This window comes from Plantactinospora solaniradicis (genome assembly GCF_042658085.1).
Taxonomy (GTDB): Bacteria; Actinomycetota; Actinomycetes; order Mycobacteriales; family Micromonosporaceae; genus Plantactinospora; species Plantactinospora solaniradicis.
This window is the reverse complement of sequence record NZ_JBHSPR010000054.1, coordinates 1-14,329: the sequence shown is the minus strand read 5'-3', so window position 1 is coordinate 14,329 and position 14,329 is coordinate 1. Positions and strand designations below refer to the sequence as shown.

Here is a 14,329-nt window from a genome sequence, read left to right as displayed (position 1 = left end):
AGGGCAGTGTTCCCGGACCGGCACCGGCCGGAAGGGCCCACGGGTCGGTCAGCGGGACGCCGGGCCGCCCGGGTCGGTCAGCGGGACGCCGGGCCGCCCGGGTCGGTCAGCGGGACGCCGGGCCGCCCGAACTGCGGCTGGATTCGCGGACGACCAGTTCGGGTTCGAAGACGACCTGCTGGTGGCGGTGGCTGTCGGGCTCGGTCACCTCGGCGAGGAGCAGCGCGGCGGCGGTCTGGCCGAGCCGCTGCCGGGGCTGGCGTACCGAGGTGAGCGGTACGGCCGCGGCGGCGGCGAAGTCGATGTCGTCGTAGCCGACCAGGGCGATGTCTCCGGGTACCCGGACGCGTTGCTGGGTCAGGCCCTGTAGGACGCCGAGCGCGAGCAGGTCGTTGCCGCAGAAGACGGCGGTGACCCGGCTGTCCCGGGGGGTGCCGAGGATGCGTGCGGCGGCGTCGCGGCCGGCGTCGGCGGTGGACGCCGGGGTGTCGAAGCGTTGCAGGCCGTTCTCCGGCCCGCCGAGCCCGGCACTGGTGACCGCCTGGACGGCACCGGCGTAGCGGTCGTGCATCTGTTCCAGCCCGGCGGGACCGCCGACGAAGGCGATCCGCCGGTGGCCGGCCTCCAGCAGGTGCTTCACCGCCAGTTCACCGCCGAGCCGGTCGTTGACCGAGACCGAGCAGATGTCGGGCTGCCTTGACCGTCGGTCGAGCAGCACGACGTGGATGCCGCGCTCGCGGAGGTGCCGCAGTCGGATGCTCGCGTCGTCGATCGGGGTGATCAGCACGCCCTGGACCCGCTGTTCCTTGAGCAGGTCGAGGTAGGCGTCCTCCTTGGCTTGGTCGCCATCGCTGTTGCAGAAGATGACGGCCATCCCGGCGGTGCCGATGGTGTCCTCGACGCCCTTGGCGATGTCGGTGAAGAACGGATTGGCCACGTCGAGGACGACCAGCCCGAGGGTGCGACTCCGCCCCCGGCGTAGCTGCCTGGCGGCGTGGTTGGGCACGAACCCCAACTCGTCGATCGCGGCGAGGACCCGGGCCCGGGTCGCGCTCGCCACCAACTCGGGCTGGTTGAGCACGTTCGACACCGTGCCCATGGAGACGCCCGCGCGACTGGCGACGTCGCGGATGCTCACGACGGGCGTGTCTCGCACCGGCTGTCCTCCCTGGGCGGTCGTGGGAACTGAATCGTGTCAAGAATGCCTGCCGGCCCTGGCGTCGGGGGTCCTCTGACCGAAAGTGGCCATTGCGGCGCTGGTCGGAGGCATCGCCGAGCGGATTCCGACCGACTGTCGAGGCGTCGGCGCTGCCCAGGGCATCGACGGCAGTCTAGGAAAGGGCTTACCTCCGAGTAACGATTCAGTAACCGCCATGAAACGCTTGACCGGCCGGGAAGGCTGGCTCTACCGTCTTCATCACATCGGACTGAAACGTTTCATGGCTGGAGGGCGTTGATGCCCGAGCATGCGGACAACGATGCGGCGCGGCTGGCCCTGTCCGGCGTACGGAAGTCGTTCGGCGCGGTGCACGCGTTGGTCGACGTACGTCTCGAACTGCGGTCGGGCGAGGTGCACGCACTCGTCGGTGAGAACGGTGCGGGTAAGTCGACACTGGTGAAGATCCTGGCCGGGGTGCACGCGCCGGACGCCGGTGAGTTGACCCTCGACGGGGCACCGCTGGAGCTGACCGGCCCGGCCGACGCCCGGGCCGCCGGGATCGCGGTGATCTACCAGGAGCCGACGCTGTTCCCCGATCTGTCGGTCGCAGAGAACATCTTCATGGGCCGGCAGCCGCTGCGGGGTCTGCGCCGGATCGACGCCGCGTTGATGCGGAAACGCGCGACGGAGCTGTTCGCGCGGCTCGGCGTACCCCTTGATCCGGATCGGCCGGCGCGCGGCCTCTCCATCGCCGACCAACAGCTCGTGGAGATCGCCAAGGCGTTGTCCTTCGAGGCTCGGGTGCTGGTGATGGACGAGCCGACGGCCGCACTGTCCGGAGTGGAGGTGGAGCGGCTGTTCGCGGTGGTCCGCTCGCTGCGCGAGGCCGGTTCGGCGGTCCTGTTCATCTCGCACCGCTTCGACGAGGTGTTCGCGCTCTCCCAGCGGATCACGGTGATGCGCGACGGGCGGTGGGTCTCGACCGACCGGACCGAGGACCTGGACGTGGGCCAGGTGGTGCGGCGCATGGTCGGCCGGGAGGTCTCACAGCTGTTCCCCAAGGAGGAGACCCCGGCCGGGGAGGTGATCCTCCAGGTACGCGGCCTGACCCGGCGCGGAGTCTTCTCCGACATCGGCTTCGATGTGCGCCGAGGGGAGATCGTCGCCCTCGCGGGCCTGGTCGGCGCCGGCCGCAGCGAGGTGATCCGGGCGGTCTTCGGTGTCGACCCGTACGACGCGGGCGAGGTCCTGGTCGACGGCGTACGCCTGCCCCGGTCCAGACCGGCGGCGGCGATGGCCGCGGGCCTGGCGCTGGTGCCGGAGGACCGCCGGCAGCAGGGCCTGGTCATGGAGCTGTCGATCGAGCGGAACGCCACGCTGACCCGGCGCTGGTCGCTGGCCCGGTTCGGCCTGCTGGGGTGGGGCGCCGAGCGCCGCGCGGCCGGGACCTGGACCGAGCGGCTCCAGGTGAAGGCGGGGCGGCTCGGCGACCCGGTGTCGACGTTGTCCGGCGGCAACCAGCAGAAGGTGGTGCTGGCGAAGTGGCTCTCCACCAGCCCGAAGGTGTTGATCGTCGACGAACCCACCCGGGGAATCGACGTCGGCACCAAGGCCGAGGTGCACCGGCTGATGTCCCAGCTCGCCGCCGAGGGTGTGGCGGTGGTGATGGTCTCCAGCGAGCTGCCCGAGGTGCTGGGCATGGCCGACCGGGTGCTGGTGATGCACGAAGGGCGGCTGGTCCAGGAGATAGCCCGGGACGCGGCCACCGAGGAGTCGGTGATGCTCGCCGCCACCGGTCAGATCGCCGCCACCGGTCAGATCGCCGCGACCGGTCAGGGCGCCGCGACCGGTCAGATCGCCGCGACTGGTCAGGGAGGAAAGCCGTGATCGGGCAGGGAGGAGAGCTGTGAGCACCACGAGCACACCGGACACGGCCCCGGGCCCGGCGCCGGAACGGGTGGCGCCGCCCGCCGCCGGTGTCCGCGCCGCCCATCGGTTGTTCCTGGGCCGGGAACTCGGCATCGCGCTGGCGTTGCTGCTGCTGCTCGGCGTGACGACGGTGGTGAACCCGAGGTTCGTCTCCGGCCAGGGCCGCACCGACCTGCTGCTCGGCGCGACCATCCTGGTGGTGCTCGCCGTCGGTCAGGCGATCGTCATCATCACCCGCAACGTGGACCTGTCGGTCGGATCCGTCCTCGGCCTGTCCGCGTTCGCCACCGGCAAGCTGTTCCTGGCGATGCCGGACGCGCCGATCGTGCTGGCGCTGCTCGCCGGGGTGGGCGTCGGCGTGCTGTGCGGCGTCGTCAACGGTGCGCTGATCGCGCTGGCCCGGGTGCCCGCGCTGGTGGTCACCCTCGGCACCCTCTACGTCTTCCGGGGCGTCGACTACTCCTGGGCCGCCGGCCAGCAGATCAACGCCGCCGACATGCCCAGCGGCTTCAAGGGCATGGGTACGGCCGACGTGCTCGGCTTCCCGGCACTCGCGTTGTTCGCGGTCGTGGTGTTGCTGGCCGCCGGCTTCTACCTCCGGTCCTACCGCAGCGGCCGAGAGCTGTACGCGATCGGCTCGGATCCGGCGGCCGCCCGGCTCTCCGGAATCCCGGTCGGCCGGCGGGTGTTCGGCGCGCTGGTGGTCAGCGGCGCACTCGCCGGACTGGCCGGAGTGCTGTACGCGGCCCGGTTCGGCACCGTCGACGCCGCGTCCGGCAACGGCATCGAACTGAACGTGGTCGCCGCCGTGGTGGTGGGCGGGGTCGCGATCTTCGGCGGCAGCGGCTCGGTGTACGGCGCGGCACTCGGCGCCGTGCTGCTGAGCACCATCGGCAGCGCGCTGCCGGTGCTGCACGTCAGCCCGTTCTGGCAGCAGGCCGTCGTCGGTGCGTTGATCCTGGCGGCGATCGGGATGGACCGGGCGCTCGCCACGCGGGTGGCCCAACGTCTACGAGGAGGTAAGGCCCGTGGCGCCTGAGGGAACGGGCCGACCGGCCCGCTGGTTCGCCGCGCTCGGCACCTGGGACGTGCTGGTGATCGTCGTCCTGGCCCTGGTGGTCGTCGCCTCGTCGGCGCTGGTGGAAGGCTTCGCCAGCGCACGCTTCTGGGGTTTCCTGCTGCTCGACATCGTGCCGATCGCGTTGATCGCCCTGCCGATGACGCTGATCGTCATCACCGGGGAGATCGACCTGTCGGTGGCCAGCGTGCTCGGGCTCAGCAGCGCGGTACTGGGTCAGCTCTGGGTCACCGGCCTGCCGCTGCCGCTGGTCCTGCCGCTGGTGGTGCTGCTCGGTGCGGTGCTGGGTGCGGTGAACGGACTCTTCATCGCCGGGTTCGGGCTGCCGTCGCTGGCGGTGACGATCGGCACGCTGGCGCTGTACCGGGGACTGGCCTACGTGGTGCTCGGCGACCGGGCGGTCGCGGACTTCCCGATCGGCTGGACCGGTAACAGCATCGAGGCGCTGCCCGGCACCACGGTGCCGTGGGTGGTACTGCCGCTCGCCCTGCTGGCCGTCGGGTTCGGGGTGGTGCTGCACTACACGCCGATCGGTCGCGGCCTGTACGCGATGGGCAACAACGACCAGGCCGCCACGTTCTCCGGCATCGCGGTGGCCCGGACCAAGTTCTGGCTGTACGTCGTCACCGGTGCGGTCGCCGCGCTCGCCGGTGTGTTCTGGACCATGCGGTACGCCAGCGCCCGCGCCGACAACGGCAGCGGACTGGAGCTGTCGGTGGTGGCGGCGGTCCTACTCGGCGGTGTCTCCATCTTCGGCGGCCGGGGCACCCTGATCGGCGTCATGGCCGGGGTGCTGCTGCTGATGACCCTCCGCAACGCGCTGCAACTCGCCGACGTACCGGCCGACACCCTGACCGTGGTGACCGGCACCCTGCTGATCATCTCCGTCGTAGGACCGAATCTGGTCGGCATGCTCCGGGACAGAACCCGGCGCCGACGATCCGCCGTATCGCCGGTGGCGGGCGCTCCAGGCGCCTGACCACGTCACACCTCTCCCCACCGCTGCGGGATCCCACCGGCGGCGTCGAAGGTACGGACAGCTGTATGTCGAGAAAGGACCGGTCATGACTGTCATTCGATCCAGAGCAGTACGCCTCGGCGCCACCGTGGCCACACTGGCGGCGCTGGTGCTCAGCGCCGGGTGTGCGAGCGACGACGAGGGCGCGGCCCCGGGCGACTCGGCGGCCGGCGGTGGAAGCTCCATCAAGGAGGGGCTGAGCGTCGCGTTCCTGCCCAAGCAGGTCAACAACCCGTACTTCACGGTCTCCGACAACGGGGGCAAGGCCGCGGTCGAGGAGTTCAAGGGCGAGTACAAGGAGGTCGGCCCGTCCGAGGCGAGCGCCTCGTCGCAGGTCAGTTACCTGAACACGCTGAGCCAGCAGGGCAGTGACGTCATCGTCGTGTCGGCCAACGACCCGAACGCGATCTGCGGCGCGGTCAACCAGGCCCGGCAGGGCGGTGCGAAGGTGGTCACCTTCGACTCCGACACCAACAAGGACTGCCGCGACCTCTTCGTCAACCAGGTGACCGGGCAGGGCATCGCGGAGAACCAGGTCAAGCTGATCTCCGACGCGATCGGTGGCCAGGGCAAGATCGCGATCCTCTCGGCGACCGCGAACGCGACGAATCAGAACGCCTGGATCGAGCTGATGAAGACCGAGCTGAAGAAGCCGGAGTACAGCAAGATCGAGCTGGTCACCACGGTGTACGGCGACGACAAGGACGACAAGTCGTTCCAGGAGACCCAGGGTCTGCTGTCGTCGCACCCGGACCTGAAGGGGATCATCTCGCCGACCACGGTGGGCGTGGCGGCGGCGGCCCGCTACCTGTCCGGCTCCCAGTACAAGGGCAAGGTCGCGCTGACCGGGCTGGGCACCCCGAACCAGATGCGCGACTTCGTCAAGGACGGCACGGTGAAGAGCTTCGCGCTGTGGAACCCGGCCGACCTGGGCTATCTGGCCGCGTACGCCGGTGCCGCACTCGCCTCCGGCATGATCAGCGGCAAGGAGGGTGACAAGTTCACCGCGGGCAAGCTCGGGGAGTACACGGTCGGCACCGAGGGTGTCGTGGTGCTCGGCCCGCCGACCGTCTTCGACGCGGCGAACATCGACCAGTTCAACTTCTGATCCACCTTCCCGGTGCCGCCACCCGCCGTGCGCGTGGCGGCACCGGGAAGTCTCCATACTCGCCCGATCCGTCACAGAGCACGCGGAGCGTCGCTCGCGCTGACCCGACGGCGATGCTGGGCCAGAGCACAGATCGGAGCAGGACGGCAGTACCGCATCGAGAGGAAGGGGTGGCGTCCGTGACCGTACCGATCGTGCAACGCCAACTACTGGACGACGAGGAACTCACCCTGCTGCGACTGCTCGCCCAGGGCCTTCCGATCGACGCGGTCGCCCGCCGGCTGGACATGTCCGAGCGGACCGTCCGACGCCGTACGCGGGCGATCTGTGACCGGCTCGGTGTACCGGCGCCGATCTCCGCGGTGGTCTGGGCGGTCCGGCACGGCCTGCTCTGACCGGCGGCCTGCGATCCTCAGTTCGAGCCGGCCGACCGGTCGTCCTCCGGCACCACCACGTACTGGCGGAGGAACAGATCCTGGAAGGTGACCGGCCCACGCGGTCCGGGCACGTGGTCCACGTTGATCCCGGTCTCCGGTACGCCGTGCAGCTTGAACCCGTCCAGCAGCCGGGTCGAGGCGTTCCAGAAGACACCGGTGCCGACGGCGGCGGCGATGAACCGCCGTGCCGCCGCCTCGTCCTCGGTCACGATGGTCGCGGCCAGCCCCGAGGTCTCGGTGTTCGCGATCGTGACCGCCTCGTCGAGGTCGGCGACGACGGCGATCGTGACCGTCGCCTCCCGGCCGCTGTCCAGGGCCCACTCGTAGCCGACCGGGTGGTCGTACGGCGGCAGCGACGCGCGTACGCCCAGCTCGTACATTGCGCGCTGGAAGGCCGGTACGGCCCGTTCGGCGATGCTCCCGTGCACGAGCAGGAGGTTCACCCGGTTGCACACGCCCAGCCGGTCCAGGCCGGCGACCAGCAGCTCGGTCGCCCGGGTGAGATCGGCCGCTGCGTCGACGTACAGCACGCCTCCACCGTCCGCGTGCGCGAGCGTGCGTACGCCGTGCCGGGCGGCCTCGGCGCCGAGCGCCCTGGTGGCGTCACCGCTGCCGCGCAGGATCACCAGCGGGATCAGGTCCGGCTGACGTACCAGCGCGACGGCGCTCTCCCGGCTGGCGTCCGAGAGCAGTTGGACCGCGTCCGGATCGAGCCCGACGTCGGCGAGACCGGGGGCGATGACGTGTTCGTACAGGGCGCTGGCGGAGGTGAGCGCGGCGGAGCCGGTACGCAGGACACCCGCGTTGCGCGACTTCACCAGTTGGGACGCCACGTCGACCGTCACGTTCGGGCGGGCCTCGAAGTTGGCCCCGATGACGCCCACCGGGCGGCGGCGCTCGGACAGCCGCAGTCCGCCGGGCAGCGACCGCAGGAACGTCTCGCTGGCCGGGAACGGTGCCTCGGCGAGCAGCCTGAGCTGGTCGGCCATGCCCTTCAGCCGGCCGGTGTCCAGCCGGAGCCGGTCCTGGAGCGCGGGACTCATCCCGCTGGCCCGGGCGGTCTCGACGTCCTGGGAGTTGGCGGCCAGGATCTGGGCCTCGGCGGCGACCAGACGGTCCGCCATCGCCTTCAGGGCGGAGTCGACCACCGCGTCCGGCGCGGCCATCAGCCCGGCCGACGCGGCCCGGGCCCGACGGCCGGCCTCGGCAACCAGCGCGGGTACGCCGTCCGCACCCTCCCGGCCCTGGTCAGTTGCCTCGCTCGACACCACCGTCTGGTCTCCTTCGCATTCCCGTACCGCGTGCCACCGGCACAGACCGAGTCTGACATCTTGTTCAACGAGGGAGCAATGATGCCGCGGCGCAGCCCTGCCGGTGAGCCCGGAAGAGTCGCCAGTGTCGCATCCGACGACAGCCGTCGGGGCCGACCGAGTCGCTGTCCCAGATTCTGGCGCCCGAGCCGGCTCGGGACGCCATCGTGACCGCGCCGTCGCAGAGCGTACCGGTGGCGGCCCGTCCGGCCGGGCGCTGCGACGCCCGCCGGGGGGTCGCGACCTCCCGGCGGGGTACGGATAAGGTTCCGTCCCATGTCGGAGAACCTGGTACGAGTCGTGTTTTTCGACGCCGACACCGGAGCGCAGATCGGCCGGAGCGAACTGCCGGTCGCGCAGTTGCCGGAGAGCTTCCAGACCCAGACCACGTTGGAACTGGCCGGCGCGGCGTGGTCGGTCGAGCGGGCCGAACCACCGACGGCGGCGGAGTTCGGCGCGACCGGAGCGCTGGCGCTGACGCTGCGCCGGATCGAGTCGGTGTCGCCGGCCGACGTCCTGTACTCCCTGCCGACGATCTGTGCCGTCCTGCCCTCGGTGGCCGATTTCCCCGGCAGCGGTGACCGTGTCGAGCTGCACGAGGACGACTGGCGGCAGGTGGAGCTGGTCAGCGCCGACCTCACGGACCTGGTCCAGACCGAGCTGCGCGCGGTACGCCAGAGCTACGAACAGCACGCCCGCCGGGACGACGACGGCCGGGTGTACGGGTTCCAGGGCATCCACGTCCGGACCCAGCCGATCCGGCCGCTCTCGGCGTCGGTGTCCCGGCGCCGGCTGCTGGCCGCGCTGCCGCCGTCCGCCCGCGACCGTGGCGGGATCGGGTTCCGAGATCAGCGCGGAGTCGTGCCCAGTTCGTTCGCGGTGGCCGTCGGGCGGGTGCTCCTCTACGGTCTCGCCGACGGCGACGCGGTCGCGGTACTGGGTCTGCACGCCCTGAACGCCGAACCGGGCCCGGCGCCCGAGCCACAGCCGGGACTCGTCACCGGACTGGAGCGTGCCATGCGCTCGGCCAACCTCGTACTGGTCGACTGGTGCCGCGCCACCCTGGTCAGACCCTCCTCCCTCTCCGACTACCTCAACGGGCGGAGCGGTTAAGAAGGGGCCCTTCTTACAGAAAACGATAAGAAGGGGCCCTTCCTTACACCCGGGCCGGGCGGTGGACGGTGACGCTGCGGACTCGGCGGGTCCATGGGCGGACGCGGGCGGTGATCACGTCGCCGAGGCGGCACTGGTCGGCGATCTCCGCGGGGAGGACCCAGGCCCGGGTCCGGTCGGCCCGGCCGTCGTCGACGGCGAGGTAGTAGTTCACCGGTACGCGGGTGCGACCGGCCGACTCCGAATGGCGGGTCTGCCACACCTGGTGCCAGAGCACCTCTCCGGTGACGCTCCCCGGGGCGGCCAGGTCGAGCACGACCCGCAGGGCGAGATATCCGGCGTAGCACAACGCCCCGATACCGGCGAGCGCGAAGCCGACCATGATCGGGTCGCCCGTGAGCAGTCGCCACCATTCGTCGCTCGCCACGCTGGGCAGCCCGCTCTCCTGCCCGGTGTAGGCCCACCCGCCCTCGCCCAGCCAGAGCGATCCGAGCACGGAGGTCAACGTCCCGCCGACCATGCCGGCGAGCACCGCCCGGAACCCGATCCAGCCCAGCGACTGCCCGTACCGGGGGAGCCCGCTGGGATAACTGACGCTCACCTGTCGCCACCTGCCGCCGTACGCCGACCAGAGCCGTTCCCGGTCGGCCAGGCCGAGGTGGATGATCCGGGACGCTGTCCGGGTGATTCCGAGCGCGGCCCCGTACGACAGGTGCCGGCGCCACACCGTGACCGCCGCCGGAGGTGCGTCGGCGAAGGACTGCTGCCCCTCCAGCCAGGCGCGCAGCCCGAGCCACCGGGCGGCGACGGTCCGGCCGTCGGGGGTGTCGCGTTCCCCGTGGTCCCGGCCGGCGATCCCGGCGAGCACGCTCGCGGTGACCAGGATGACGGCGAGCCCGCCGAACGTGTTGTCGCTGTCGGTGTTGGCCAACTCGCCGGACCGGATCAGGTAGTGCAGCGCACCGAGGCCCACGCCCAGTGCGGCCACCCCGCCGACCACGGTGAGCCCGGTGACCAGTTTCTTCGGGAAGCGGCGGCGGGACAGCCCGAGTCGCCGCGCCTCCGCGGCGACCGACCGCCGGAACGTCTTCGACCATCTCGCCGACTGCTGTTCGTCGTGCATCGCCAGGGCGGTCAACGGCAGCACACCGTCGACCGCCCGTTCGACGACCCGGTGCAACACCTGCCGCTCGTAGCCGTTCAGTTCGTCGCCGGGGCGGTCGGTGGGGCCGTCGACGAGGTGGACGGTTGTTCCCATCGGATCCGGACCGGCCTGGCGCAGCTCGAGGTACCCACGGGCAGCGAGGTCGAGCAGGGTCGACTCGGCGGCGTCGGTGGTGATCCGCCAACGGTTCGCCAGCAGGCTGACCAGCGCGGGGGACTCCGGGCCGGGCAGTTCCGCCGCGGGCGCGGTCGGCGGGACGTGCCGAGGGCGGGTGGCCAGCCGGGCGGCCCAGTAGGCGGTGGCCCAGACGGCGAGGCTGGCCGCCGGCAGCCCGACCTCGACGACCAGATCGACGGCGTTCATCCGGCGACCGGGCGGGAAACGGATCCGGGCGGTGCGGCACCGGGGACGGAGTTCACGGGTCATCACCTCTGCGCTTGTCTGGCTCCGCCGGACACCCGTCGGCGGTCGTCAAAGATGATGTTGCGAGACGTCGTCAAGAGATCCAATCATCCGTCCGGCCAGGGTGGACACGGTGCCTAGACTCGGTACCGTGCCCTCCGGCCCGGACGACCTGCACGACCTGGACGGGTTGGCCCGAGCCGCCGCCGACGGCGATCGGGCAGCCCTGGACCGCCTGCTCGTCGCGATCCGCCCCGACGTGCTGCGGATGTCGGCGCGTTTCCTGCCGAACCGGGAGGACGCCGAGGAAGCGTGTCAGGACACCCTCCTGGCGGTTGCCCGGGGCATAACCCGGTTCGACGGCCGCGCGACGTTCCGGACCTGGCTGCATCGGATCGCCGCCAACCGGTCGCGGTCGACCTACCAGGCGTTGCGTCGCCGGTTCGAAGCCGAGGGACGGGGCGGACCGATGCCGGACGCGCCCGACCCGCGCCGTACCAGTGTGGTCGCGGGGACCCGGCTGGACCTGCTCGACGCGCTGGAGGCGATCGGCCCCGAATTCGCCGAGCCGGTGGCGTTGCGCGACATCCTCGGCCTGCCGTACCGGGAGATCTCCCTCCTGCTGGAACTGCCCGAGGGCACCGTGAAGTCGCGGATCCATCAGGCGCGGCGCCGGTTGCGCGACCGACTCACCGACAGCCTGGCCTGATCCCGTGCGACGCCGATCGCCCCGGGTACTGGGCATGCTGGTCGGGTCGGCGCTGGTGGCGGGTTGTGGCTCGGCGCCGGTCGCACCCCTGCCCGGCCGATGGCCGAGCCGCACCCCGGCGGGAACGGCGACCGGGGTCGCGGCGTCCGGCACCTCACCGGAGCCGAGCGTCACGTCGACGAAGGCCCTGCCGCCGCCCGCGCCCGTTCCGGTGACCACACCCCGGCGTACGCGCACCGCCGGCACGACCTCCCCGAGCACCGAGCTCTCCCCGGCCTGCCTACCGCCGGTGATCTATCCGGTCGACGGATCGGACCACGCGCTGCTGCCGAAGGCGCTCTGCCTGACGGTGGCCTCGGTCCTCCGGGTCCAGAATGTCGGGCCGGGGACCGTCACGGCGACCCCGGCCGACCGGGTGGCACAGCACTGGGAGGGCGGGGTGGTCGACTGCCGCCTGTTGAGCCCCGGCAGCGTCACGGTCGAGATCACCGGCGAGACGGGCAGCCACACGATCACCGTGTTGGTGGTCGAATGACCTCCGGGCTCATGGTCGCGCCCGGACCCCGGCCAGCAGGTTGTCGACGAAGTCCGGTGTGGACTCCACCGGCGGCGCGACCTGTACGTACACCAGGCCGGCGTCGTCCGGGCCGATACCGGCGGCCTCGACGATCACCGGCTTCCCCTCCCGGCAGGCGGTGAACCCGGCCACGAACCAGTCGATGGAGCCCCGCCGTACCGTCCGGACCGGGGATGGGTCGCACTCGGCGTGTGGATGCTCGGCGACGTACCCGGCGGGGCTGTGCCGGGCGGCCAGGGTCCGGGACAGCCCGACGAACGCCCCGGGTACGGCCGGATCGCTCCGCCACCGGTCCGGATCCGGCGACATCACCAGTGCGGGCTCCAGGGCCCCGTCCGGCCCACGCTGCCCCATCCAGCCCGATCCCGTGACGCGCCAACCGTTTGGCAGGGCAACGGTGATCCGGCCCGTCGAGTCCTCGCCGATGTCCGCATGCCGGTCCGGCCAGTCCACCCTCAGCAGGGTGAACGTCGCCGCCGAGAGCGTGACGACCAGGGCGACCAGCCCCGCCGCCAGCAGCGTACGGCCGCGTCGCGGACGACGGCTCCCGACCGGTTCGTCCGGCCCGACCCCGATGGCCCGGTCCAGCGCGGCGGCGAACGCCGTGGCGTCCGGGTAGCGGCCATCCGGCCGGTGGGCGGTCGCCTTCCGGAGCACGGCGGCGACGCCGGCAGGCACGCCGGACCGGAGCACCGGCCAGCTCTCCGGCGTCGCGCTGGGCTCCCGCAGCCGATCGGCGCTCGGGCTGGCCGACGTGTCCGGAGACGACTCCGGCTCGCGCGGCGTCGCGTCGTGCCGCGTTGGGTCGTGCGGCGTTGCGCCGAGGAGCGTCGCGCCGAGGCGACCGAGTCCGAAGACGTCGGTTCGAGCGTCGACGAGCGCCAGCGACGACTCCTGCTCGGGCGCCATGTAGCCCGGGGTGCCGGCCCGAGCCGTCAGTCCGGACGCCGCGGCGATGGCCTTGGCGAGGCCGAGATCCGCGATCAGGACCGAGTCGGTCGGATCGGATTCGACTGTCGACGGCCTGGGCTGGAACAGCACGTTGCCCGGCGTCAGGTCCCGGTGCACGATCCCGCTCGCGTGCAGGACGCCGACTCCGGCCGCGATCTCCCGCAACACGTGCAGAGCCTGCGCGACCGGCATCGGCCCGGTGGCGAGGCGGTCCCGGAGGCTGCCACCCTCGGCCCAGGCCATCACGAGGTACGGGCGACCGTCGTCCAGTTCGCCGACGGAGTACACCCGGACGAGGCGTTCGTGATCCAGCCGCCACAGCAGCCGGCCCTCGTCCAGGAACCGTTCCCGGACCCGCAGGTCGTGGGACCAGTTCTCGGCCAGCACCTTGATCGCCACCCGGGAGCCGAGGGACGGATCGTGCCCCAGCCACACCGTGGCGAACGAACCGAAGCCCAGCAGCCGTTCGACCCGGTAGGGGCCGATCCGCCGCAGCGGGTTCACGAGGGCGGCTGACCGGTGTCGCCGGGGCGCCGCGCGCTGGTCACCACCCAAGGATAGGCCGGGTGACCGGGCCGGCGCGGGGCGGCGGAAACCCCTCGGGTACGGCGCCGGAACGCTCCGCGACCGAGGGGTCCCGTTCACCTGACGAGGGTCAGCACTGGTCGTCGCCACCGGTGAAGGAGGCGAGAACCCGCTCCCGCTCTCCACTGGAGACGCGGTAGACGTACGGGGTGTAGGGGTCCTCGAAGAACGCGATGACCCTGGTGCCGACCGGTACGAGGAAGGCGCGCAGCCACCACTTACCGTTGACGATCTCGCCCCGTGAGCCGTACCGGGCCGCCAGATCGGCGAGGGTCAGGCCGACCCGCCCGCCATCCCGGGTCAGGATCGTCGGGTCGGTCGTGGAGATCTGGACCAGCAGCTCGCCCTCGAACTTGAACAGCAGTTTGTCCGCGTACCGGCCGGTGGCCGCCGCGGCGTGGTAGCCGGTGCAGGTCGGCTCCTCCTGGACATCGGTGACCAGGCCGCGCCGGGTGAGTCCGGCGAGGGTGGAGACTCCGATCCGGTAGGGGCCGATTCCGTCGACGCCGAGCCGGTGGCGCTGCGGAGCATGCTGGGCCGCGAGGGCGGCGATGGATGCGCGCCCCTCCGGACCGTTCCGAACGGACCCGGCCGCGACCGCCGGGGCGGCCCCGGGCGGGACCAGGGCGAGCAGGACTCCGGTGAGGATGACGCCGAGGACGGCGACGTGGCGGGTGGTCGACCTGTGCATGATGGTTCCTCCGGTCTGACTGGGCTTGTCATCCGGTTAGGGCGTGTCCTGTCGATCATGCATCGGCAGTCCTGCTCATGACATGCTTCGGTCGTGT

The 14,329-nt window shown here is 71.6% G+C and carries 13 protein-coding genes; 8 read left to right on the top strand and 5 right to left on the bottom strand.

The annotated features are described in order from the left end of the window. Positions 1 to 106 precede the first annotated feature (106 nt). Entirely contained in the window at positions 107 to 1,156 is a 1,050-nt protein-coding gene (locus tag ACFP2T_RS37910) for a LacI family DNA-binding transcriptional regulator (RefSeq protein WP_377430804.1), read from the bottom strand. A gap of 300 nt (positions 1,157 to 1,456) precedes the next feature. Between ACFP2T_RS37910 and ACFP2T_RS37905 the strand changes: the two genes are divergently transcribed. The 5 genes from ACFP2T_RS37905 to ACFP2T_RS37885 all read left to right on the top strand — a co-directional run bounded on the left by ACFP2T_RS37905 (position 1,457) and on the right by ACFP2T_RS37885 (position 6,687). Next, positions 1,457 to 3,046 carry a sugar ABC transporter ATP-binding protein gene (locus ACFP2T_RS37905; protein WP_377430802.1) on the top strand — a complete coding sequence of 530 codons (1,590 nt, stop codon included), beginning with the start codon at positions 1,457 to 1,459 and terminating at the stop codon, positions 3,044 to 3,046. A 19-nt stretch (positions 3,047 to 3,065) separates the two neighbouring features. After that, positions 3,066 to 4,127, top strand: coding sequence for an ABC transporter permease (locus ACFP2T_RS37900; protein ID WP_377430800.1), 1,062 nt, complete (start codon positions 3,066 to 3,068; stop codon positions 4,125 to 4,127). Next, a complete protein-coding gene (locus ACFP2T_RS37895; protein WP_377430798.1) occupies positions 4,117 to 5,145 on the top strand; it encodes an ABC transporter permease in 1,029 nt (342 codons plus the stop codon). The genes ACFP2T_RS37900 and ACFP2T_RS37895 overlap by 11 nt, the downstream gene beginning before the upstream one ends. An 85-nt stretch (positions 5,146 to 5,230) precedes the next feature. Beyond that, entirely contained in the window at positions 5,231 to 6,292 is a 1,062-nt protein-coding gene (gene rhaS / locus ACFP2T_RS37890; protein WP_377430795.1) for a rhamnose ABC transporter substrate-binding protein, read from the top strand. 179 nt (positions 6,293 to 6,471) lie between these two features. Next, the gene (locus tag ACFP2T_RS37885) at positions 6,472 to 6,687 is read left to right on the top strand and encodes a helix-turn-helix domain-containing protein (protein ID WP_377430792.1); all 216 of its coding nucleotides are present in this window, start codon (positions 6,472 to 6,474) and stop codon (positions 6,685 to 6,687) included. Between the two features lie 17 nt (positions 6,688 to 6,704). Here the strand turns inward: ACFP2T_RS37885 and ACFP2T_RS37880 are convergent, their stop codons facing one another. Continuing rightward, entirely contained in the window at positions 6,705 to 8,000 is a 1,296-nt protein-coding gene (locus ACFP2T_RS37880) for an aldehyde dehydrogenase family protein (protein WP_377430790.1), read from the bottom strand. A gap of 315 nt (positions 8,001 to 8,315) precedes the next feature. Here ACFP2T_RS37880 and ACFP2T_RS37875 point away from each other — a divergent pair, with 315 nt between their 5' ends. Continuing rightward, a complete protein-coding gene (locus ACFP2T_RS37875) occupies positions 8,316 to 9,152 on the top strand; it encodes a hypothetical protein (protein WP_377430788.1) in 837 nt (278 codons plus the stop codon). A 43-nt stretch (positions 9,153 to 9,195) separates the two neighbouring features. On the opposite strand, the gene ACFP2T_RS37870 is transcribed toward ACFP2T_RS37875, so the two are convergent. Further along, positions 9,196 to 10,743: a DUF2207 family protein gene (locus tag ACFP2T_RS37870; protein WP_377430786.1), complete on the bottom strand. Its 1,548-nt coding sequence runs from the start codon at positions 10,741 to 10,743 to the stop codon at positions 9,196 to 9,198. Between the two features lie 109 nt (positions 10,744 to 10,852). Here ACFP2T_RS37870 and ACFP2T_RS37865 point away from each other — a divergent pair, with 109 nt between their 5' ends. Both ACFP2T_RS37865 and ACFP2T_RS37860 read left to right on the top strand, forming a co-directional pair. Then, positions 10,853 to 11,428 carry an RNA polymerase sigma factor gene (locus ACFP2T_RS37865; protein WP_377430783.1) on the top strand — a complete coding sequence of 192 codons (576 nt, stop codon included), beginning with the start codon at positions 10,853 to 10,855 and terminating at the stop codon, positions 11,426 to 11,428. Between the two features lie 4 nt (positions 11,429 to 11,432). Continuing rightward, a complete protein-coding gene (locus ACFP2T_RS37860) occupies positions 11,433 to 11,963 on the top strand; it encodes a hypothetical protein (protein ID WP_377430781.1) in 531 nt (176 codons plus the stop codon). A 9-nt stretch (positions 11,964 to 11,972) separates the two neighbouring features. Here ACFP2T_RS37860 and ACFP2T_RS37855 read toward each other — a convergent pair whose 3' ends face one another. Next, entirely contained in the window at positions 11,973 to 13,460 is a 1,488-nt protein-coding gene (locus ACFP2T_RS37855) for a serine/threonine-protein kinase (RefSeq protein WP_377430778.1), read from the bottom strand. Between the two features lie 151 nt (positions 13,461 to 13,611). Beyond that, positions 13,612 to 14,232, bottom strand: coding sequence for a hypothetical protein (locus tag ACFP2T_RS37850; RefSeq protein ID WP_377430776.1), 621 nt, complete (start codon positions 14,230 to 14,232; stop codon positions 13,612 to 13,614). Between the last annotated feature and the right edge of the window lie 97 nt (positions 14,233 to 14,329).